The sequence below is a fragment of the Weissella confusa genome, assembly GCF_004766315.1.
Taxonomy (GTDB): Bacteria; Bacillota; Bacilli; order Lactobacillales; family Lactobacillaceae; genus Weissella; species Weissella confusa_A.
The window spans coordinates 1-19,722 of record NZ_PVSN01000052.1; the positions used below are offsets into that span (position 1 = coordinate 1).

The window sequence follows — 19,722 nt, forward strand, 5'->3', positions numbered from 1 at the left end:
CTCAAAAAACGCCCAATCGAAAAAAACACCCTGAAACCGTGCCAAGGTACTGGCAGTTTCAAGGTGATTTATCGTATTTTACTGATTTAGCTGTGGTTAAAAATTTAGTGCATGAATAATCCGGGTTAATAGCTAATTAAATTATCATTTAATTCTAACTCTAAAAAGGAGAATACCAGATGAATATTTCAATTATGCTTACCTTTCATGACGACCAAGCTCTGAATCAATTGAGGAAGCAATTCGATCCTCTATATAGCAAAGTTCCTCCGCACGTAACACTGGTTTTTCCGCAACATATTACGTCCGACACTATCGATGCGATTATTTCTGAAATCAACAAATATGGAACTTACCTAGAAAATTTCACACCCATCGTTTCCCATTTTGAAGGTGATTTAGAGTATCACAACATACTCGCTATTTTAAAAAGCGATAACTCCGCCATTAAAGCCTTACATGACAAGTTATATGAGATCCCCGAATTCGCCGATAAACAACGTCTAGACATCCCTTACACACCACATGTGACTATCGGTAGAGACCTAAGCGCTGATGAAATAAGACAAATTGTCTTTAATTTATCAGATACTTGGTAGCCGTTTGCTTTAAGCGTCAAAAGCATTGTTTTTGAAGAAATATTACCCGACGACAGTTCAAAAATTATTTACCAATACACTTTTTAAGACATATCAAAAAAACGCCAGATAGTAACTATCTGGCGTTCGATATTGAATAATTGCAAATGTTTAAAATGCTCGGAAACGTGCGCGACGTTGCTTAACAAGTTCATCAGGTGCAAGTGATTGCAACTTCGAAATCTCATCTTGTAACTTGGCACGAACCAAATTGAAGACACGTGCATGTGAGCGACTCTCTGGGACGATATAGTCAATAATCTCGTTCGCTAAGAGATCATTAGGCGTCAATCCCATAAATTCTGCTGCTTCTGCACTACGCTTAGCATCCTTCCACAAAATAGCTGCAAATCCTTCTGGAGAGAGAATCGAATACGTTGAATTTTGGAACATCCAAACTTGGTCAGATGTCGCTAGGGCCAACGCGCCCCCTGACCCACCTTCACCGTACACAATGGCAATCATTGGTACTGGGTACGTCATACTTTGCAGAATACTTTGGGCGATTGCCTCACCTTGTCCTTGGTCTTCAGCTGACTTACCAGGAAAAGCGCCTGGCGTGTTAATAAAAGTGATGATAGGGCGACCAAACTTAGCCGCTTGGTCCATCAAACGGGTAGCCTTACGATAACCGTATGGCTCAGGAGACCCGTTACGCTTTGCCAACTTATCTTTGATGTCGGTTCCCTTGTCGATGGCAATAACCGTAACTGGCTTACCATCAAGGTTTGCTAGGCCACCGATGACACTTGCGTCATCACCAGCAAACCGGTCACCATGCAATTCAAAGAAATCAGTGAAGATACCGTCAATAATTTCGCGTGCTGAGAATCGATCCTCACGCGACTTTTTCACCACCTGAACAGGGGTTAATTCACGACGAAAAAGGGCTGCCATTTACTTAACCTCCGTTGTTTGGTGAAAACGCACAAGTTGTGCAAGAATTGTTGCCATCTGCGGACGTTGCACAATCGCATCGATAAAGCCATTTTCCATGACTGTCTCGGCACGTTGGAACTCCTTAGGCAACTTTTCGTGAATCGTTTGCTCGATGACACGCTTACCAGCAAAACCAACCAATGCGTGTGGCTCAGCTAATGTAATGTCACCTTGCATGGCGAACGATGCAGTTACGCCACCCATTGTTGGATCTGTCAGAACCACAATGTATGGCAAGCCAGCATCTTGGTGAGCCGCAACTGCGCCTGACACCTTTGCCATTTGCATCAATGAGTGAATACCTTCTTGCATACGTGCACCACCAGATGCAGTAAACAAGATGACTGGCAACTTAGCTGCCGTTGCGTGCTCAAATAAGCGCGTGATTTTTTCACCTGTGATTGATCCCAATGATCCCATGATAAAGTAAGAATCCATGATACCGATAGCAACGCGCTGGTCTTCAAGGGTCGCTACTCCCGTCAAGACCGAGTCACCCAATTCCGTTTGTTGTTGGGCACGTTCCAACTTCGCCGCATACCCTGGGAAGTCTGAATCTGCCAACTTCAAATCAGCATCTAGTTCTTCAAAATCATTTATCATCAAGGCCATGCGTTCACGGGCTTGCAAACGGAAACCGTAACCACAATTTGGGCAGACACGGTGATCACCCAATTGCTTTGAATAGAGTTGTGCGCCACAGTATGGGCACGCCAAGAACAAGCCATCTGGAATACGATCATTTAGGTTCGCATCTCGCTTAATCTTGGGAGTTGAAACCGTGGTGTTATTAAATAAATCCATGCCTCTTCTCCTTAATCCGCCTTAGGCAGACTGGCTTGCCATCGTGGCAAGAACTCCTTCTCCAAGTAACGTGTGTCGAACATCCCACGGGCAACCGTTGGATCATGCAACAACGCCTTTTGGAATTCAGCGTTCGTGCTGACCCCGTGAACAACCAATTCATCCAAGATGCGATCCATCTTTGTGACTGCATCACCGCGGTTGTCAGCATGTACCAACAACTTACCAATCATTGAATCATAGAATGGTTGAATCTTATCACCCGCATAAATGGCAGAATCGATACGAATACCAGGTCCACCAGTTGGCAAAAAGGCAAAATCAATTGTACCGGCACTTGGTGCAAAGTTCTTTGCTGGTTGTTCCGCGTTCAAACGAACTTCCAAAGCATGTCCCTTCAAGGCAATATCTGCTTGTGACACAGACAATGGCTCACCAGCGGCCACTTCAATTTGCATACGAATCAAGTCAACACCGGTCACCATTTCAGTAACTGGGTGCTCAACCTGAATACGCGTGTTCATTTCCATAAAGTAGAAATTGCCGTCGTGGTCTTGCAAGAATTCCAACGTTCCAGTGTTCTCGTACTGCAAAGCGTTAACCGCCTTCGTTGCGATTTCACCAAGGTTGTCACGCATTTCTTGTGTGACACCAAGCGCAGGACTTTCTTCCATTACCTTTTGATTGTTACGTTGCAATGAGCAGTTACGCTCAGGGAAGTACAACACATTGCCGAAACGATCACGCATCACTTGCATCTCAATGTGACGCACGTTCTCCATAACCTTTTCAACGTACATGTGTTCATCCCCAAACGCAGCCTTTGCTTCACGTTGGGCATCATCGAACTTGTCTGCCAACTCATCAGCTGAGTATACAAAACGCATTCCCTTACCACCACCACCAGCCGCAGCCTTTAGCAATAGTGGATAACCCACGCGATCAGCCACTGCCTTGGCTTCTGTAGCATCACGAATGAAGCCTTCAGAACCAGGAATAACTGGTACACCAGCAGCTCGCATTGATTCACGGGCGTTGGCCTTGTTACCCATCAGTTCAATCACCTTAGGGCTCGGACCAATCCACTTCAAACCAACCGCTTCTGCCATTTCAACGAACAACTCATTTTCAGATAAGAAACCATAACCTGGGTGAATCGCTTCAGCACCCGTCAACAACGCGGCACTCAAGATATTCTTCATGTTTAGGTAACTATCTTTTGACTTTGGTCCTCCAACTGAAATCGCTTCATCAGCCAACTTCACATGGAGGCTATCCGCATCAGCTGAAGAGTAAATTGCGACAGATTGAATGCCCATTTCCTTCAGTGTACGGATGACACGAACGGCGATTTCACCGCGGTTCGCGACTAACACTTTCTTGAACATTTTAGTCTCCAATAATAAACGTCAAATCAGCTGTTGTAGCCTTCTTACCGTTAACGTAAGCAATACCCTTACCTTCACCGATTGGTCCGCGCAAACGATCTAGCGTCACTTCAAGACGCATTTGATCACCAGGCTTTACCATCTTACGGAAGCGAGCCTTCTTGATACCGCCAAAGTAAGCTGTCTTACCCTTAAACTCAGGCATTGACAACAACGCAACTGCACCAGCTTGGGCAAGCGCCTCAATCGTCAAAGCGCCTGGGAACGTTGGGTTACCAGTGAAGTGGCCTTGGAAGACCTCTTCGTTGATTGTGATGTTCTTAATCGCAACCGTCTTCTCACCAGGCACCAATTCCTCAACCGTATCCAACATCAACATTGGGTAACGGTGTGGCAAGATCTCTTGAATTTCTTGTGTGTTTAATACTGACATGTCGAGACCTCCTTAGGCATCCAATTCGACACGGAATAGTGCGTGACCGTAGTCAACAACATCTTCTTCCTCAACCAAAATTTCAGTAATGATACCAGCAACTTCACTCTTTACTGGCGTCATCAACTTCATTGCTTCAACAATCGCAACTTGCTCACCAACGGCAACGTGATCACCCACTTGCTTAAATGGTGCTGCATCTGGATTTGGCTTCAAGTAAACCGTACCAACCAACGGTGCGTCGATTGTTACGCCTTGCTTTTCTTCCTTATCCAATGGATGATGCTCAGCAGCTGCTACAGGCGCCTCTGCTGTCGCGACACTCGCAACAGCTGGCTGTGCAGGCGTCGTGACAACAGGTTGTGCGATTTCGTTCTTGCTCAAGTGCAAGCTGAAATCATCTGATTGCAATGAAAACTCACGCAATGAACTGTTTTCCAAATCTTGCATCAAAGCTCGAATGTCATCTAATTGCAAACCCATTAATTCTCACTCCACTTCTTGAAAATGATAGCGGCGTTGTGGCCACCAAATCCGTAGTTAGCTGACAAAACGTAGTTAGGGGCAACAAACTTGTTGTCATCATTAACCAACGTTACCCCAGCAGTTTCAGGATCTTGTTCCGTCACACCAACGTTAACTGGCAATTGCTCACGAACCAAAGCACCAATTGCAGCGATTGCTTCAATAGCACCAGCGGCTCCCAACAAGTGACCCGTCATACCCTTAGTTGATGAAACAAGGACACCGTTTTGACCGAATACCAACTCCATTGCCTTTGATTCAGCAGCATCGTTAGCACCAGTCGCTGTTCCGTGTGCGTTGACATAGTCAATGTCGCTAGCTTCAATACCAGCGTCTTGCAAAGCCAACTTCACTGAACCAGCAGGTCCTGATCCGTCAGGTGTTGGACTCGTCAAGTGGTAGGCATCTGAGTTAGCCCCGTAACCAACCACTTCGGCGATAATCTTGGCACCGCGAGCTTGTGCGTGTTCCAAAGATTCCAAAACCAAAATTCCTGAACCTTCACCCATGACGAAACCGTGACGGTTAACATCAAATGGCTTTGAAGCTTCAAGTGGGTTCGGCTCAGTTGACAAAGCAGTCAACGCAGCAAATCCTGAGATTCCCATTTCGTTAACCGTTGCTTCTGAACCACCCGTAACCATCACATCGTACTTGCCTGATTGGATACGCCAGAAGGCTTCACCAATCGCGTTCGTCGCACTGGCGCACGCCGTTGACAATGTGTAGTTAATTCCCTTGGCACCGTAACGCATTGACACGTTACCTGACACCATGTTTGGGATAGCGTTTGGCACGAACATTGGGCTCACACGTTGTGGTCCCTTGTCGTGCATCTTGATAACTTGTTCTTCGATCGTCGTCAAACCACCGATTCCGTTACCCATGATAACGCCGAAACGATCCGGGTTATCAACACCATCTGCCAAACCAGCGTTTTCCAAAGCTTCACCAGCTGCGTGAACGGCATATTGTGAGAACAAATCCATCTTGCGAGCTTCGCGCTTTCCAACGCGTTCTGCAGGATCGAAGCCCTTCACTTCACCAGCAACCGTGACACCCGTTTCCGAGGCATCAAATTTTGTAATTGGGGCAATACCAACTTGACTGTTAAAGATTCCATCCAAAAAGTCATTTGCTGTATTACCAACGGGCGTAACTGCACCCAAACCTGTTACGACAACTCGTGTCATGTTGTTCTCCTCTACTTTCCTAAAGCGTTAGATACGACTTATTAAAATAAGTTACGAAAGAATAAGTGCATCAAGTCGTATCTGGTTTCCTTAGATGTACAATCCACCATCGACCGTAATTGTTTGGCCAGTGATGTAATCGTTTTGAGCCAAGAACAAGGCAGTTTGTGCGATTTCAGCCGCGTTTCCAAAACGCTTCAAAGGCACAGCCTCTAGGACTTGTTCCTTAACCTTGTCAGACAAAGCATCCGTCATGTCAGAAACGATCATGCCGGGCGCAATTGCGTTAACACGAATGCCACGCATTGCACCTTCCTTTGCCAACGTCTTCGTCAAGCCGACGATTCCGGCCTTTGACGCAGCATAGTTAGCTTGTCCAACATTACCCATCAATCCCACCACTGACGCGATGTTAATGATGTTTCCTGAACGGGCGCGCAACATCTTCTTAAAGAGTGGTTGCGTCACGTTAAACGTACCGTTCAAGTTTGTGTTCACAACATTGGCGAATTCGCTAGGCTTCATCCCCATAGCCAACTTGTCGTCAACGATTCCAGCGTTGTTAATCAAAATGTCGATACCGTCTACTTCTTCAAGCAAACCAGTCAACGCATCGTTAACACTGTTTTCATCAGCGATATCAGCCGTAATTGCCAATGTATCTTCACTGAATTCAGCCATTACTTCAGGCTTTACAGCTGAGCGTCCGTGCAAAATCACACGTGCGCCAGCTTCATCGAAAGCCTTGGCAATTGCCAATCCGATACCACGTGTTGATCCCGTGATCAACACATTCTTTCCTGCAAGATCCATTATTGTACTGTCTCCTGTTCTGCAATCAACATGTCGCGAACTTCATTAAATGAAGCAAGGTCCTTCACGCAGTAGCGCTTAACGTCCTTACCAACAATCTTCTTGGCAAACTTCATCAAGGTGTCGCTTGGACCAAACTCAATCAACGTATCAACACCATCATCAACCATCGCTTGCAACGCTTGAGCAAAGTACGTTGGTGACGTGATTTGTTGCAACAAGGTTGCCTTCACATCCACGAACTTTTGACCCGTCGTGTTTGAGTAAACAGCGAATTCAGGTGTGTTAAACGTTTCGTCAGTTAGGCGAACTGCCAATTGATCAGCAGCCGTTTGCAACAATGGTGTGTGGAAAGCCCCTGAAACTGGCAATTCAACCATGCGTGAGACACCAGCTTCAGTTAGTTCTGCCATGGCATCATTAACGTCTGCTTCAATACCACCGATGACCAATTGGTTAAATGTGTTGAATTTCGCTGGATAAACGCGCTTGCCAGCTGCTTGTAGCTTTTCAAGCATTGCAACTACCATATCTTGTTCATCCGTCATAACGGCAACCATCTTACCTGGGTTTGCATCACCAGCCGCTTGCATGTATGCACCGCGATCCTTGATAATGCACATCGCTTGTTCAAACGTCATTGCACCAGCAGCAGTCAATGCACTGTATTCGCCCAAGCTTAGGCCCAATGCAGCGGCTGGCTTTGGCATAACGTCTGACAAAGCATTGTAGATACCCATACTCATTGCCAAAATAGCAGGTTGTGTGTACTTCGTTTGCTTGATGTTGTCTTCACTATTTACAATAGTGGCCATAACATCGTAGCCAAGTAACTCACTCGCACGGTCAATTGTTTCTTGATATTCAGGTAAGTTTGCATACAAGTCAGCTCCCATGCCAACTTGTTGCGCACCTTGACCACTCATCAATAGTCCTAGTTTCATGTTCTCTCCCCTGTTGTTTGGTTAGTTCAACAAGTCTTCAGCTTGTGACCAAACATCTTCTATAATTTGTGCCACTGGCTTAATATCAGTAATCATTCCTGAAATTTGACCAGCCATGAAGGCACCGTTTTCCTTATCACCATCAAGCACAGCTCGGCGAAGTGAACCATTTTCAAGTTCTTCAATCGCATCTGCATCTGGCTTAGGCTTTGTGATTTCAATACGTTCTTGCTTAACAAAGTTCTTTGACATCTTCGTCTTCAAAACACGAGCGCGATTACCAAGCAATTCACCGGTAGCGATCGTATCAATGTCCTTTGCCTTCACAACAGAATTCTTAAAGTTTTCGTGTACTTCAGCTTCTTCTGAAGCCAAGAAACGCGTTCCCATTTGTACACCTGAGGCACCTAGCATGAAGGCCGCAGCAACGCCGCGACCATCTGCAATACCACCAGCTGCGATAACTGGAATCTTCAATGCGTCAACCACTTGTGGTACCAATGTCATCGTCGTCAACATACCAATGTGACCACCTGACTCCATACCTTCAGCGACAACCGCATCAACACCCTTCTTTTCCATCATCTTAGCAAGTCCAACTGATGGCACAACTGGAATTACCAAGATGTCGTGGCTGTGCAATTCTTCGATAAATGGTGACGGATCACCAGCACCGGTTGCGACAACCTTAACACCTTCTTCGATGATGACATCGAAGACTTCGCGAATGTGACGTGACAACAACATCACGTTGACACCGAATGGCTTATCAGTAACTTCACGGGCACGACGAATTTCTTCACGTACCTTATCAGCCTTCCAATAACCCGTTCCGATGATACCTAAACCACCTGCCTCAGAGACAGCACCTGCAAGATGACCAGTCCCTGCCCAGGCCATACCACCTTGGATGATAGGGTACTTCATGCCTAACTTTTCAAATAATGGATTACTTAGCTTGACGCTCATTTTGCGGTTCCCTTTCTCTTTGGGTTTGTGTGATTAGGCGTTTACTTGCTCAGAAACCTTGTTTACCAAGTCTTGAACAGTTTGAATTTCTTCAGCAACAGCCAATTTGATGTCGAAGTCGTCTTCGATACGGTTCAACACTTCAAACAAATCCAATGAATCTGCGTCGATGTCTTCAGTCAAGTTCGTTTCAGGCTTAACTTCGCCCTCTTCCAAATCAAATTGGTCTACCAAGATTTCAGTTACCTTGTTCAAAATTTCTGCTTCAGTCATGTTAATATCCTCTGTTTTCTTTATAATTTAAAAGTAGTTTGAAAATTAAAATGTATACGCCATATACAATTTTAGAAAAATAAATTAGACCTTGATAATCAAGGCGCCAACCGTCAATCCACCACCAAATCCGGCGATTGCGATTGTTTGTCCTGCGTGCACCGTCCCTGCTTCACGAAGTTCGTCAAGCAAGATACCGATACTTGCAGCACTTGTGTTTCCATATGAAGCCATGTTCATTGGGAACTTTTCAATTGGTTGGCCAAAGCGCTTCGCAATACTGCTGATAATGCGTCCGTTTGCTTGGTGCAATAGGTAAACATCAATATCATCAGGTGTTAAGTCAGCTTTAGCCAACGCTTCATTTAAGACATTTGGTACTTCGCGAGTTGCAAAGCTATAAACCTCACGTCCACCCATTTTGAAATATGGATCAGCTGTCTTCAACATGCCTGCAAAGTGATTTGCATTTTGTTGTTGCCCAGCCGTTAGGAATTGTGAACGTTCACCAAACGTTTTCAATGATTCAGCTAGCAAACCAGTTGCTGCTGTTGTGCGTTCTAGCAAGACGCCCGCTGCGCCATCTCCGAAGAGTACGGCCGTTGAACGGTCTTCCCAGTTCACAAGTTTGCTCAACACTTCCGCCCCGATAACTAAGCCTCGTTCATAACGCGTTGTGAGCAATGAACTTGCCATACTCAACGTATAAACGAAACCTGAACAAGCAGCGCTTAGGTCCCAAGCGAAAGCATTGTGCGCACCGATTTTCCCCTGCACAATTTGTGCAACACTCGGTGACAATGTATCCGGTGACATCGTACCAACTAAGATAAAATCTAGTTGATCCGCGGTCAAACCAGCTTGATGGAGGAGTTTTTCTGCTACCGCCACGGCCAAATCACTGGTATCTTCAGTGTCGACGATGTGACGTTGCCGAATTCCAGTACGTGAACTAATCCATTCATCAGACGTGTCCATAAATGATGCTAAATCATCATTCGTAACGACTCGTGATGGGATTGCTCGCGCTGACTGGACGATGGTAAATTTTTCCATGTCGCCCTCTCTTAGAACTGGATCAACTCGTGAAGATATTCTTGCAAATTAATCACTGCTTTACGTACGGCAGCCGCTTCATCGTCGGATAGAGAGTCAAACAATGAGTGGGCCATACCGCGGTGGAAAGCCTCGTGTGCACGGAAAACCGTACGTCCCGAGTGCGTTAGTACAAGATGGACAACACGTCGATCTTCGTCATCGCGACGACGTTCAACATATCCCTTCTTCACTAGCTTATCGATTACGCTCGTCATCGCACTAGGCGTCAAGTGCACCATTTCGGCGACTTGTGACGCTGTACGTGTCTCATACATCGAGATGGCTGCAATCGTGTGCATATCCTTAATCGTGATGTCATTAAACTTTGATTCACGCAATGAGGCTTCCTCAATCCAGACAACGTTGTTAAAAACGTTAACTAGGGCCTCATTAATCTGTTCGAACGATGCTTCTTCACTAGCTGCCATACTTACTTCTCCGTCTCACTCTTGGCGTCAGCCGCCTTTTTCTCGTCAGGTGAAACAACAAACATCAATTCGGCGCTAGTTGCTAACTTGCCATCAACCATAGCTTTGACGTTTACTGTTCCCATGTTCTCTCTCAGATTACCGAATTCTACGTGTAACTTCAAGACGTCGCCTGGCTTTACCATGCGCTTGAACTTGGCATTATCAATACCCGTCATATAAGCCGTCTTACCAACAAATTGTGGTGATGACAAAATCAAGATTGATGCCGCTTGTGCAAGTGATTCAATAATCAACACACCAGGCATAACTGGGTTCCCTGGGAAGTGACCTTGGAAGAATTGTTCATTGATTGTTACGTTCTTCGTTGCGATCAATGATTCTCCTGGTGTCATCTCGTCCACGTAATCCATATAAAGAATTGGATAACGGTTGGGAATCAAATCCATGATTTCAGTCGTCGTTAAAACTGCCATAGTCTCACTCCTTCCAAAAAGTATTTCGAACATCAAACTATTCGATATTCAAATCATATTTTGTTTTAAGCAAAATGTCAACACACTTTCGCAATAAATATGCGTATACCCCATTTACTATCTAGGCTTCATTTGTCGAAAATGCCTAAATTCAGGCATTTTAACAAGTTATATCTTATTCATTTAATTCATAAAAATAGTAAATTTATGCAACAACTTACTTTTTGTATACAAAAAACAGGGATGATGTTCGCTGCCATCATCCCTGTTTGATTAGTCTACTTATCAGAATCCTTGTGCATCTTGTCCTTCAAGTCTTCAACTGCGTCGGCAGCCTTTTCCTTGATATCACCCATTGCATCACGGGCCTTACCAGCAAGTTTTTGCGTCTTGCCTTCAGCTTCAACGCGCTCGTTTCCAGTCGCTGATCCAACTACTTCCTTTGTCTTCCCAGCTGCTTCGTCGTACTTTCCCTTAACGTGATCTGACATTGTCATATAAATCGTCCCCCTTTGTTTGATTGATTTAATCATAACAAGGAAGTTCATTCATGCCATCTGCCAAACGGGCAAGCTTAGTCAGCTAGTCCGACACGCTTAAAGATATCATCGACGTGCTTCAAGTGCCAATTGTAGTCAAAGGCGTCGTCAATCTCAGCCCTCGTTAGCTTTTCCGTGATTGTTGCGTCAGCATCTACCAAATCACGGAATTGGAGTTGCTCATCCCATGAACGTGCCGTCAACGGTTGAACCGTATCGTAAGCTGCTTCACGAGACATTCCGGCATCCACTAACTTCAAGAGCAAACGTTGTGAGTAAATCAAGCCATACGTACGCTTCATGTTAGCCAACATTGTTTCTGGGAAGACTTGCAAGTTCTCCAAAATTGCCGTCAAACGGTGCAACATGTAATCCAAAACCGTCGTTGCATCAGGCAAAATAATACGTTCAGCACTTGAGTGTGAGATATCACGCTCATGCCACAAAGCAACATCTTCCATAGAAGTAACTGCATAACCACGCAAAACGCGTGACAAGCCAACGATGTTCTCTGAACCAATTGGGTTACGCTTGTGTGGCATTGCTGATGATCCCTTTTGACCACCCTTAAAGCCTTCTTCAACCTCATGAATTTCTGAACGTTGCAAACCGCGAATCTCAGTGGCAACTTCTTCCAACGTCGTTCCGATAACCGCAATCGTCGTCACGTAGTCAGCGTGCAAGTCACGTGGCAACACTTGTGAGCCAATTGCTTGTGGCGTTAGGCCAAGTTCAGCCATGGCTGCCTCTTCAACAGTTGGTGGCACATTGGCGAATGTACCAACTGCACCTGATAACTTTCCTGTTTCAACGGCTGCTGCGACGCGTTCAAAACGCTCAAGGTCGCGGACAGCTGCTTGGTAAAAGCGCGCCATCTTCAGCCCAAACGTCGTTGGTTCCGCGTGAACACCGTGTGTACGGCCCATCATCACGGTGTGCTTGTACTTACGGGCCAACGTTGCCAAAACATCCTTGTAGGCTGCCAAATCGGCCTTAATAACGTTGTTTGCTTGGCGTAGCCGTAATGCTTGGGCAGTGTCTACGACGTCAGTTGACGTCAAACCATAGTGAATCCACTTACGCTCATCCCCCAATGACTCTGACACATTGCGCGTAAAGGCAACCATGTCGTGACGCGTCGTCTCTTCAATCTCTGCAATGCGATCAACATCGAATTTTGCATTTGCACGGATTGCTGCTAAATCTTCCGCCGGTACGTGCCCCTCAGCTACCCAGCCGGCTGTGACAGCAATTTCTACATCTAGCCAAGATTGGTATTGGTTCTCCAATGACCAAATATGGCGCATTTCAGGTCGTGCATAGCGATCAATCATGTTTATCCCCTTATTAAATCGTCTTAAAATACGAACAAAACTTTAATTACGTTTATTATTGTACATTATTCACGAATGTTTTTGCACTATTTATCTGAATTTCGGCCAAAATAAAAGGAACAAGCGGTTATCGCTTGTTCCTAGGTGTTATATATCTTTTATTATTCAGCACTAAACCTTGGCGTTTCACGACCAGCCGCCTTAAGCAAGGCCATGCCGAAAATGCCACTTACAATACCAGCAACAAACACGCACAACATTAACATATTACTATTTCTCCTCGCCTTAACTTATGTACTAATAGTAACCAGAAAAAATGAACACTTTATGAACAAAATTCATCTACAATATTGATAAACTAAGGCTAACATTCTTCAAAACGCATTCAACATTTAGCCCTTGATTGTTTCCCCATCATCACATACACTGAAATTCAGGGGAAAGGAGTTTCTCATGTACTTCATTGGTCTATTATTGGCCTTCATGCTTGGTGGCACATGCGCCATCGTGGCCATGGCCTTATTACAAAGTGGCAAGCGCACTAAAATTCACGATGATAAATTTCGTGATAACGATTAAAACTAAAAAGTTCTCTTCCAAACATTGGTGATCTTTCACTTTGTTTGGAAGAGAACTTTTTTAATACGCTGAAAAGAAGCGCTTTTTCTTGATTGGCGTTTGGTGCTGACGAGATAAACGCTCACCGTTGACCAAAGCCTTGGCGTTATCGTCAAATCGCTTTGCTAGGTCAGAAACATATGCTGTTTTTAGTTTGTCAAATGCAGCTGTCATTTCATATTTGCGACCTGGAATATGGTGTGCATCTGATGCAAACAAGTGTGCCAACCCATTAGCGATAATATCTTCACTAAAGGCCGTCACTGCTTTACCAAATGTACCAACATATGAACTAGCGGTCACTTGTGCATATGCCCCACGTGACACCATATCATACAACAATTGTGGTTCCTTCATTAGACGTGTATTACGTTCTGGGTGCACAATGATTGGCACCAAACCGCGTTGTTGGATTTGGAACAACATATCCATCGTAAATGCTGGTACATCATCTGATGGGAATTCGATTAAGATGTAGGTTCCCTGCTCATCCGTTGTGAGAATGTCACCGTCATCCAACGCTGACAACAAGCCACCATTGATGCGAACCTCTTGCGATGGGAAAACCGTCAATGGAATATTCGCATTGTTCAATTCAGTTTGAAAATCAGCCGTTAACTTAATCACGTCTGATGCATGATTCACATAACGTCCGTTCATGTGGTGCGGTGTCATAAGTGCATGCGTCACGCCATCTGCAACCGCATCACGTGCCATTTGCAACGAAACGTCAAGGTTCTCTGAACCATCGTCAATGCCTGGTAATAAGTGACTGTGAATGTCAATCATATTCGTCTCCTTAAACCTTTTCTCTTTCTTTAACTATACCCTAATTATTCATGGAATGTTATATAATTATTCATGTTTTGAATACATTTTAAGGAGTTTTTCCATGATTAAAAAGGTGTTACTTTGGATTTTGGGTATCGCTGTTACCCTGATTGTGATTGGTGGTGGCGTCGCTGCATTCGCGCTACACAACACGACTTCGAAGATTCACTTGTAAAAGGCACCCGTAAAATGTAGGAAAACGGCAGGTTAGAACTGTTGGTTTTCCTACATTTTTTGTATCATGAATCACATCAGAGTGTAGGAGGAATTTGATGTGAGGCGTGATTTAAGAGAAGGAGTGACGATTTACGTGACTGAAAATATTAAGCCTAACTTCGCCGAGATTGCCCGGCAATATAATGTTGATTATCGAACCGTTAAGAAAGCCTATGAGGAAGTCAAAGCTGGACTTAAGGGCCGACCAAGTGGTCGACCGAAACGGCCAAGTTTACTGGATCCATTCAAGCAAACCATCGATTCAAAGCTTGAACTAAATTGTTCGGCTGCTTCAATTTTTAAATTTATCCAGAAGAAGGGCTTTACCGGCAGCTATACCCTCGTGAAAGATTATTGTCGCCAAACCCGCCGAGAACGAGTTAAGAAAGCTACCATTCGGATTGAACATTCCCCTGGTCTCTCTGCTCAAGTTGACTGGAAAGAAGAAATGGCCCTAGTGAGCAGCGAGGGTGAGCTGTTTAAATTCAATATTTTCTTGTATGTATTGCCTTATTCAAAACTCAAATATATGACACTAACCTTTGATCGGAGCCAAGATACCCTCTTTTCTTGCTTACACGACGCTTTCCTTCATACCGGAGGTATTCCGACGGAAATCTGGTTTGATAATATGAAAACCGTTGTGGATCATACAAAATCCCAGTTTGGCCACGCTGTCTTTAACGAACGGTTCCACGAATTCTGTAAAGATGCCGGTTTCACACCAATTGCTTGTCGACCATTCAGACCACAAACTAAAGGTGCAGTTGAAGCCCTTGCTCGCACGGTTGAACGTTTACGGCCATACAATACTGAATTTACTGATGGAACTGAGCTAATCGAACTAGTTCATATGCTCCGAGATGATCTAAATCATGAAACTTCGCAGGCCACGGACGAAGTCCCGTACCTGAAATGGTTAGACGAAGAAAAAGAGTACCTTCATCGCGTTCCAGTTAATCTCCTTGAACCATACTTCGAAGAAAACATTACCCGTGTCGTTTCGAAGGAGGCCATGATCAATTTCCGCAAATGTAAGTACTCAGTAGATCCGCGATACATTGGTTGTACGGTTGCTGTTGAAATCTCCAATGATGAGCAGCGCATCCACATTTATTATAACGGAGAAGAAATTCGTACGCACTCCATAACTACCAATTCGCTGAATTATGACCCCCAAGATCAGTTCAATATCCTCAAATCTGATTTGCTTAAAGGGCGGACAGATGAAGACATTTCAGCTTACATTCGTGAACATATGACTGATTACGACAACTTATAGGAGGCTACCATGACCACTAATAATCAAATTCTTTTAAATAATCTTGAGCGCTTAGGGTTAAACAAAATCCGTGAATACTTGCCGAATTACCTTGATCAAATTCACACTGATAATCTGTCATTAACTGAGGCGCTAATTGATTTAACTAATTCGGAACTCCAGAATCGACACGAAGGTCAGATTGCACGGGCCATTGGCCGTGCTCGGTTCCCCAATACAAAATCCCTAGATACATTTGATTTTAGCTTTCAACCCAGTATTAATCGCCAAGAGGTTCTGGAATTCCAGAATCTGGCTTTTATGGAAAAGTCTGAAAACTTAATCTTTATTGGCAATCCGGGAGTCGGTAAAACCCACTTGGCAATTAGTATTGGGATTGAGGCCTGTAAACAGGGCTGTCGGGTTCTCTTTATTAATTGTCATGAGCTGTTGATTAGATTGAGAGCAGCTTACGAAAAAGGACTGCTTGATCGATCTCTAAGCCGCTATTCGCGCTATGACCTATTAATTATTGATGAAATTGGGTATTTGCCAATTGGTCACCAAGAAGCTAACCTCTTATTTCAGCTAGTCAATGCCCGCTATGAAAAGCATTCAACGATCATTACCAGCAATAGTGATCTATCCGCTTGGGTTGATATTTTCCAGAACCCAACTGTGACAGCAGCCATTCTCGATCGCTTGGTTCATCATGTTCACGTAGTGAAGATCACTGGTAAATCTTACCGATTACGTGGCCTCAAGTAACTGCCGAAAACCTACATTTCTTTCTGCCGAAAACCTACATTTTTAAACTGCCCTTGACAATTCACTCAATGGACAGCACATTAAGTAAAGCTTCAGACACGAAGACCAAAGCTGTGAAGTCAGTCGCTTACCTACTCCTCGGTACGGACACTGGTGCTCTAGGCCGAGACTTCAAGGGGCGTACCGATACAATGATGGTTATGGTTGTTAACCCAACTTCAAAAACCACAACAATGATCTCAATCGAACGTGACACGAAAATTCAAATCGACGGTGTTGATGCGAAGCTTAATGCGGCGTACGCATATGGTAATGCTGAAGCCGCAGTAAACGCAGTTGATAAATTGCTTAACATCAAGCTAGATGGTTACCTATTGGTTAACATGAATGGTTTGAAGCAGCTTGTTAACGCCGTTGGTGGTGTCGATGTAAAGTCACCATTAACATTTGACTATGAAGGTTATTCATTCACAGAAGGTCAAACGTACCACATGGATGGTGCACAAGCATTGCAATTCTCACGCATGCGTTACGACGATCCACAAGGAGACTACGGTCGCCAAATTCGCCAACAACTCGTGATTGAATCAGTAATTAATAAGCTGAAAGATGATCCTTCTAGCGTTCTATCAAACGATTTCTTAAATGCCGTATCTGACAATGTTCGTTCAAACATTTCACTTACTTCATTACGTAACTTAGCCACTAAGTATCGTGATTCTGCTCAAACCATTAACCGTGATCAAATCAAGGGTACAGGTGAAATGGATAATGGCGTTTCATATCAAATCATATCGGATGCCGAATTCCAGCGTGTTCACAATGAAATTGAAAATGCGTTAAATGCCACCGAGTAACATTTAAGTTTAGGAAACTAAAAGTCATGCCAAAAACAGAAACAAACGCACAAACTGTCGAAATAAAAGACACTACAGACGGAGAAGTTAACCGATTTTTACGAGAAATTATTATTACGTCCGTTCCTAAAGAATCTACCTCTAAGGCATCGTCATTATTTTAAAACAGCCAAGATATGTCGATTTTAAAATCGAAGAAACTATAAACGTCCTACTGAACCACTTAAAAGGGAAATACTCACATTTTTATTTTATAAATACAACTTCCGTTCTAGATCCAGATAATGTCGGTTCTGCGGGTACTAATTTTGCCAATATAGCAAATCTCAAAAAATCATTCGATTTAGTAAAGCGAAGTCTATCCCCTTCCTCGTCTGACCTTTTACTAGCTTTCGGTAGAGACGTTTTTAATAACGCTATTCCTAAACGATATCGAGCGCAAAATTTTGCCGCTTTAAAAGCATTTGTCGACTTAGATATCTGGATCGAAAAATATTACACTTCTGATATTAATGCCAAGTTTATTTATCCAGGCAGAAAGTATAAAAACAAATTGATTCAAGCTCCTTTAAAGGCGCTTGAATCAATTATTAAAAAATAAAATAACTTAGCGTTAGCAATATAATCGCAAAAAAGGCCAACAGACAAACTCAATTTTAAGTTTGCCTGTTGGCCTTTTCTTTTAGATATTTCTCAACACCGTTGCTCGCTTAGTCTATCTTTTTAAAAACAAATCGAATTATGAGTTTTGAAAATGTTGTTTTAAGCATGAAAATTAGAGCAACATAAGCAACAATCCCCACCGCTATTTCTACAATTGTCCAAATTGGAGTGGCCGGCAATTTCAACTGAACAATCCACACAACGATAAACATCACAATTCCCGCAAGAAAGTACTTCCAAAGCCCATCAAATAGGCGAGCAAGACTCAATTGCTTCCTAACCACGATAACCTGATAAATCGTAACTACTAATTCTGACAACGCCGTCGCATATGCAGCACCGTATAATCCCCAAAGCGGAATAAATATAAAATTCAACAAAATATTCGCAACCGCACCAAGAGTGACAGATACAGTAAAATCATGCACTCGATTAGTAGGCATTAAATATTGAGTCCCAATCACATTGCTCCAAGCAATAAATAAGATAATTGGAGACAGAATCATTATCGTACTACCTGTAGGCAAAAACGGTGTCCCTAAATACCAAACGATTAATTTTTGAGAAATCGCAGCCATGCCAAACATCAGTGGCACTGCTAAGGCTGTGACAAAATCCATTGAATTATAAATGGCTGTATTCACACCCGAATAATCTTTATTAGCATATTGATTCGCAACACGAGGTAACATAACCGTTCCCATCGCAGTAACAAGTGCAAGGGATACTCTGACGATTTTATCAGCATTATCGTAAAATCCCGACAACGCAGCTGATCCATGGGCTAACATAGGAAGCATTGTTTTGTTCAGCTGTAAATAAATCTGCGTTGCTACCGTTGGAATAAACAAGGAAATGGTAGGAGCCGCATGTTTCCAGACACGTAGCTCTGCTAGCTTAGGCCTTCGGACATTCCCCGGCAAATAGAACCACATCGTAATATTCCCGATAACTTGAGTCAACGCCAACAACAAAATATATTTATTTACATCTTGTTTAGTTTTAACAATCGTAAATATCAATACGACAACTACAATTTTAATTAAAGAATTTCGTACTACCGTCTTCTTAAAATCCTCTAAACCCATGAAATACCAAGAAATATCTAAAACAACCGCAACAATGACCCAACTTTGCAACACTAGTTGGGAGTAGTATGATTTGAATTCATTGATTCCGGTCTTCGACATAAGATAGATAAAAACAAAGTAAATGAGTAATGTAATTGTACCTACAATGAAGTGAAGTATCTGAATTTCCCAAAATTTTCTATCGCGTTCTATCACATCATCCCGGACATAAGCTATTTCTCTCTGACCATATAAATTGATTCCAAGTGTAGCGAGCAATAAAAAATACGTCACAATAGAATTTGTCCATGCCTGAATACCAAATCCTTTAGTCCCAAGAACGTGCGCTAGATACGTCATAGTCAACAGCGGTGCTATAACAGTCAGTAGTTGATATCCTACATTGTATAAATAATTTTTGATAATCTGCATGTTATCGATCAAACTTCCTGTGATAAATTCACGGTGCCAACTACTATAACGTAGCTGCCAAATCCTTGATGTATTGCTTCAATGCTTCGCCAGTTTGTGGGTGGTTCAAACCGTATTCAATGTTAGTCGTCAAGAAACCAATCTTTGAACCGATGTCGTAACGCTTACCCTTGAATTCGTGGGCGTAAACGTGTTGACGCTTGTTCAATGAA

At 43.5% G+C, this 19,722-nt stretch carries 19 protein-coding genes and 3 pseudogenes; 5 read left to right on the forward strand and 17 right to left on the reverse strand.

Translation table 11 applies throughout. From position 1 onward, the window contains the following. The first annotated feature begins 179 nt into the window (after nucleotides 1-179). Entirely contained in the window at nucleotides 180-599 is a 420-nt protein-coding gene (locus C6P11_RS07595; protein WP_135520040.1) for a 2'-5' RNA ligase family protein, read from the forward strand. Between the two features lie 150 nt (nucleotides 600-749). On the opposite strand, the pseudogene accA reads toward C6P11_RS07595, so the two are convergent. The 14 genes and pseudogenes from accA to purB all read right to left on the reverse strand — a co-directional run bounded on the left by accA (nucleotide 750) and on the right by purB (nucleotide 12,794). Beyond that, nucleotides 750-2,381: pseudogene (gene accA / locus C6P11_RS11295) on the reverse strand (carboxyltransferase subunit alpha). 11 nt (nucleotides 2,382-2,392) lie between these two features. After that, nucleotides 2,393-3,769 (reverse strand): acetyl-CoA carboxylase biotin carboxylase subunit, encoded by a 1,377-nt coding sequence (gene accC / locus C6P11_RS07610; protein WP_135520047.1) that lies wholly within the window; start codon nucleotides 3,767-3,769, stop codon nucleotides 2,393-2,395. 1 nt (nucleotide 3,770) lies between these two features. Beyond that, complete coding sequence (gene fabZ / locus C6P11_RS07615; protein WP_135520049.1) at nucleotides 3,771-4,202, reverse strand: 3-hydroxyacyl-ACP dehydratase FabZ; 432 nt, start codon at nucleotides 4,200-4,202, stop codon at nucleotides 3,771-3,773. A gap of 12 nt (nucleotides 4,203-4,214) precedes the next feature. Continuing rightward, on the reverse strand, nucleotides 4,215-4,685 hold the full coding sequence (accB, locus tag C6P11_RS07620; RefSeq protein WP_003609794.1) for an acetyl-CoA carboxylase biotin carboxyl carrier protein: 471 nt from the start codon (nucleotides 4,683-4,685) through the stop codon (nucleotides 4,215-4,217). Then, nucleotides 4,685-5,920 (reverse strand): beta-ketoacyl-ACP synthase II, encoded by a 1,236-nt coding sequence (gene fabF, locus C6P11_RS07625; protein WP_135520051.1) that lies wholly within the window; start codon nucleotides 5,918-5,920, stop codon nucleotides 4,685-4,687. The genes accB and fabF overlap by 1 nt, the downstream gene beginning before the upstream one ends. Before the next feature lie 90 nt (nucleotides 5,921-6,010). Beyond that, on the reverse strand, nucleotides 6,011-6,733 hold the full coding sequence (locus tag C6P11_RS07630; RefSeq protein ID WP_135520053.1) for a 3-oxoacyl-ACP reductase family protein: 723 nt from the start codon (nucleotides 6,731-6,733) through the stop codon (nucleotides 6,011-6,013). Next, entirely contained in the window at nucleotides 6,733-7,677 is a 945-nt protein-coding gene (locus tag C6P11_RS07635; protein WP_135520055.1) for an ACP S-malonyltransferase, read from the reverse strand. Before C6P11_RS07635 ends, C6P11_RS07630 begins: the two co-directional genes overlap by 1 nt. 21 nt (nucleotides 7,678-7,698) lie before the next feature. Then, nucleotides 7,699-8,646 (reverse strand): nitronate monooxygenase, encoded by a 948-nt coding sequence (locus C6P11_RS07640; RefSeq protein ID WP_135520057.1) that lies wholly within the window; start codon nucleotides 8,644-8,646, stop codon nucleotides 7,699-7,701. A 33-nt stretch (nucleotides 8,647-8,679) separates the two neighbouring features. Further along, the gene (locus C6P11_RS07645; protein ID WP_003609785.1) at nucleotides 8,680-8,919 is read right to left on the reverse strand and encodes an acyl carrier protein; all 240 of its coding nucleotides are present in this window, start codon (nucleotides 8,917-8,919) and stop codon (nucleotides 8,680-8,682) included. Between the two features lie 84 nt (nucleotides 8,920-9,003). Next, the gene (locus C6P11_RS07650) at nucleotides 9,004-9,975 is read right to left on the reverse strand and encodes a beta-ketoacyl-ACP synthase III (protein WP_135520060.1); all 972 of its coding nucleotides are present in this window, start codon (nucleotides 9,973-9,975) and stop codon (nucleotides 9,004-9,006) included. Between the two features lie 11 nt (nucleotides 9,976-9,986). After that, nucleotides 9,987-10,445: a MarR family winged helix-turn-helix transcriptional regulator gene (locus C6P11_RS07655; RefSeq protein WP_003609781.1), complete on the reverse strand. Its 459-nt coding sequence runs from the start codon at nucleotides 10,443-10,445 to the stop codon at nucleotides 9,987-9,989. Nucleotides 10,446-10,447: 2 nt separating this feature from the next. Beyond that, nucleotides 10,448-10,921, reverse strand: coding sequence for a 3-hydroxyacyl-ACP dehydratase FabZ (gene fabZ / locus C6P11_RS07660; protein ID WP_003609779.1), 474 nt, complete (start codon nucleotides 10,919-10,921; stop codon nucleotides 10,448-10,450). A 278-nt stretch (nucleotides 10,922-11,199) separates the two neighbouring features. Beyond that, nucleotides 11,200-11,418, reverse strand: coding sequence for a CsbD family protein (locus C6P11_RS07665; RefSeq protein ID WP_135520062.1), 219 nt, complete (start codon nucleotides 11,416-11,418; stop codon nucleotides 11,200-11,202). Nucleotides 11,419-11,495: 77 nt separating this feature from the next. Continuing rightward, nucleotides 11,496-12,794 carry an adenylosuccinate lyase gene (gene purB, locus C6P11_RS07670; protein ID WP_135520064.1) on the reverse strand — a complete coding sequence of 433 codons (1,299 nt, stop codon included), beginning with the start codon at nucleotides 12,792-12,794 and terminating at the stop codon, nucleotides 11,496-11,498. A 453-nt stretch (nucleotides 12,795-13,247) separates the two neighbouring features. Here purB and C6P11_RS11415 point away from each other — a divergent pair, with 453 nt between their 5' ends. Further along, nucleotides 13,248-13,373: a hypothetical protein gene (locus tag C6P11_RS11415; protein WP_280950208.1), complete on the forward strand. Its 126-nt coding sequence runs from the start codon at nucleotides 13,248-13,250 to the stop codon at nucleotides 13,371-13,373. Between the two features lie 60 nt (nucleotides 13,374-13,433). On the opposite strand, the gene C6P11_RS07675 is transcribed toward C6P11_RS11415, so the two are convergent. Continuing rightward, complete coding sequence (locus tag C6P11_RS07675) at nucleotides 13,434-14,201, reverse strand: tyrosine-protein phosphatase (protein WP_135520066.1); 768 nt, start codon at nucleotides 14,199-14,201, stop codon at nucleotides 13,434-13,436. A 316-nt stretch (nucleotides 14,202-14,517) separates the two neighbouring features. Here C6P11_RS07675 and istA point away from each other — a divergent pair, with 316 nt between their 5' ends. The 3 genes and pseudogenes from istA to C6P11_RS07695 all read left to right on the forward strand — a co-directional run. Continuing rightward, nucleotides 14,518-15,741 carry an IS21 family transposase gene (gene istA / locus C6P11_RS07685; RefSeq protein ID WP_135520068.1) on the forward strand — a complete coding sequence of 408 codons (1,224 nt, stop codon included), beginning with the start codon at nucleotides 14,518-14,520 and terminating at the stop codon, nucleotides 15,739-15,741. A gap of 9 nt (nucleotides 15,742-15,750) precedes the next feature. Beyond that, the gene (istB, locus tag C6P11_RS07690) at nucleotides 15,751-16,488 is read left to right on the forward strand and encodes an IS21-like element helper ATPase IstB (RefSeq protein WP_003555349.1); all 738 of its coding nucleotides are present in this window, start codon (nucleotides 15,751-15,753) and stop codon (nucleotides 16,486-16,488) included. Between the two features lie 59 nt (nucleotides 16,489-16,547). After that, nucleotides 16,548-17,345: pseudogene (locus C6P11_RS07695) on the forward strand (LCP family protein); the annotation flags it as partial. Nucleotides 17,346-18,055: 710 nt separating this feature from the next. On the opposite strand, the gene C6P11_RS07700 reads toward C6P11_RS07695, so the two are convergent. Both C6P11_RS07700 and C6P11_RS07705 read right to left on the reverse strand, forming a co-directional pair. Next, the gene (locus C6P11_RS07700; RefSeq protein ID WP_135520073.1) at nucleotides 18,056-19,510 is read right to left on the reverse strand and encodes a flippase; all 1,455 of its coding nucleotides are present in this window, start codon (nucleotides 19,508-19,510) and stop codon (nucleotides 18,056-18,058) included. 43 nt (nucleotides 19,511-19,553) lie between these two features. Further along, nucleotides 19,554-19,722: pseudogene (locus tag C6P11_RS07705) on the reverse strand (UTP--glucose-1-phosphate uridylyltransferase); the annotation flags it as partial.

What these genes read in the sequence shown, in the direction of transcription:
- istB (WP_003555349.1), top strand. Translation starts at nt 15,751, where the DNA reads ATGACCACTAATAATCAAATTCTTTTAAATAATCTTGAGCGCTTAGGG.
- C6P11_RS07655 (WP_003609781.1), bottom strand. Translation starts at nt 10,445, where the DNA reads ATGGCAGCTAGTGAAGAAGCATCGTTCGAACAGATTAATGAGGCCCTA.
- fabF (WP_135520051.1), bottom strand. Translation starts at nt 5,920, where the DNA reads ATGACACGAGTTGTCGTAACAGGTTTGGGTGCAGTTACGCCCGTTGGT.
- C6P11_RS07665 (WP_135520062.1), bottom strand. Translation starts at nt 11,418, where the DNA reads ATGACAATGTCAGATCACGTTAAGGGAAAGTACGACGAAGCAGCTGGG.
- C6P11_RS07630 (WP_135520053.1), bottom strand. Translation starts at nt 6,733, where the DNA reads ATGGATCTTGCAGGAAAGAATGTGTTGATCACGGGATCAACACGTGGT.
- C6P11_RS07640 (WP_135520057.1), bottom strand. Translation starts at nt 8,646, where the DNA reads ATGAGCGTCAAGCTAAGTAATCCATTATTTGAAAAGTTAGGCATGAAG.
- C6P11_RS07645 (WP_003609785.1), bottom strand. Translation starts at nt 8,919, where the DNA reads ATGACTGAAGCAGAAATTTTGAACAAGGTAACTGAAATCTTGGTAGAC.
- C6P11_RS07650 (WP_135520060.1), bottom strand. Translation starts at nt 9,975, where the DNA reads ATGGAAAAATTTACCATCGTCCAGTCAGCGCGAGCAATCCCATCACGA.
- C6P11_RS11415 (WP_280950208.1), top strand. Translation starts at nt 13,248, where the DNA reads ATGTACTTCATTGGTCTATTATTGGCCTTCATGCTTGGTGGCACATGC.
- accC (WP_135520047.1), bottom strand. Translation starts at nt 3,769, where the DNA reads ATGTTCAAGAAAGTGTTAGTCGCGAACCGCGGTGAAATCGCCGTTCGT.
- fabZ (WP_135520049.1), bottom strand. Translation starts at nt 4,202, where the DNA reads ATGTCAGTATTAAACACACAAGAAATTCAAGAGATCTTGCCACACCGT.
- C6P11_RS07635 (WP_135520055.1), bottom strand. Translation starts at nt 7,677, where the DNA reads ATGAAACTAGGACTATTGATGAGTGGTCAAGGTGCGCAACAAGTTGGC.
- C6P11_RS07595 (WP_135520040.1), top strand. Translation starts at nt 180, where the DNA reads ATGAATATTTCAATTATGCTTACCTTTCATGACGACCAAGCTCTGAAT.
- C6P11_RS07675 (WP_135520066.1), bottom strand. Translation starts at nt 14,201, where the DNA reads ATGATTGACATTCACAGTCACTTATTACCAGGCATTGACGATGGTTCA.
- accB (WP_003609794.1), bottom strand. Translation starts at nt 4,685, where the DNA reads ATGGGTTTGCAATTAGATGACATTCGAGCTTTGATGCAAGATTTGGAA.
- fabZ (WP_003609779.1), bottom strand. Translation starts at nt 10,921, where the DNA reads ATGGCAGTTTTAACGACGACTGAAATCATGGATTTGATTCCCAACCGT.
- C6P11_RS07700 (WP_135520073.1), bottom strand. Translation starts at nt 19,510, where the DNA reads ATGCAGATTATCAAAAATTATTTATACAATGTAGGATATCAACTACTG.
- purB (WP_135520064.1), bottom strand. Translation starts at nt 12,794, where the DNA reads ATGATTGATCGCTATGCACGACCTGAAATGCGCCATATTTGGTCATTG.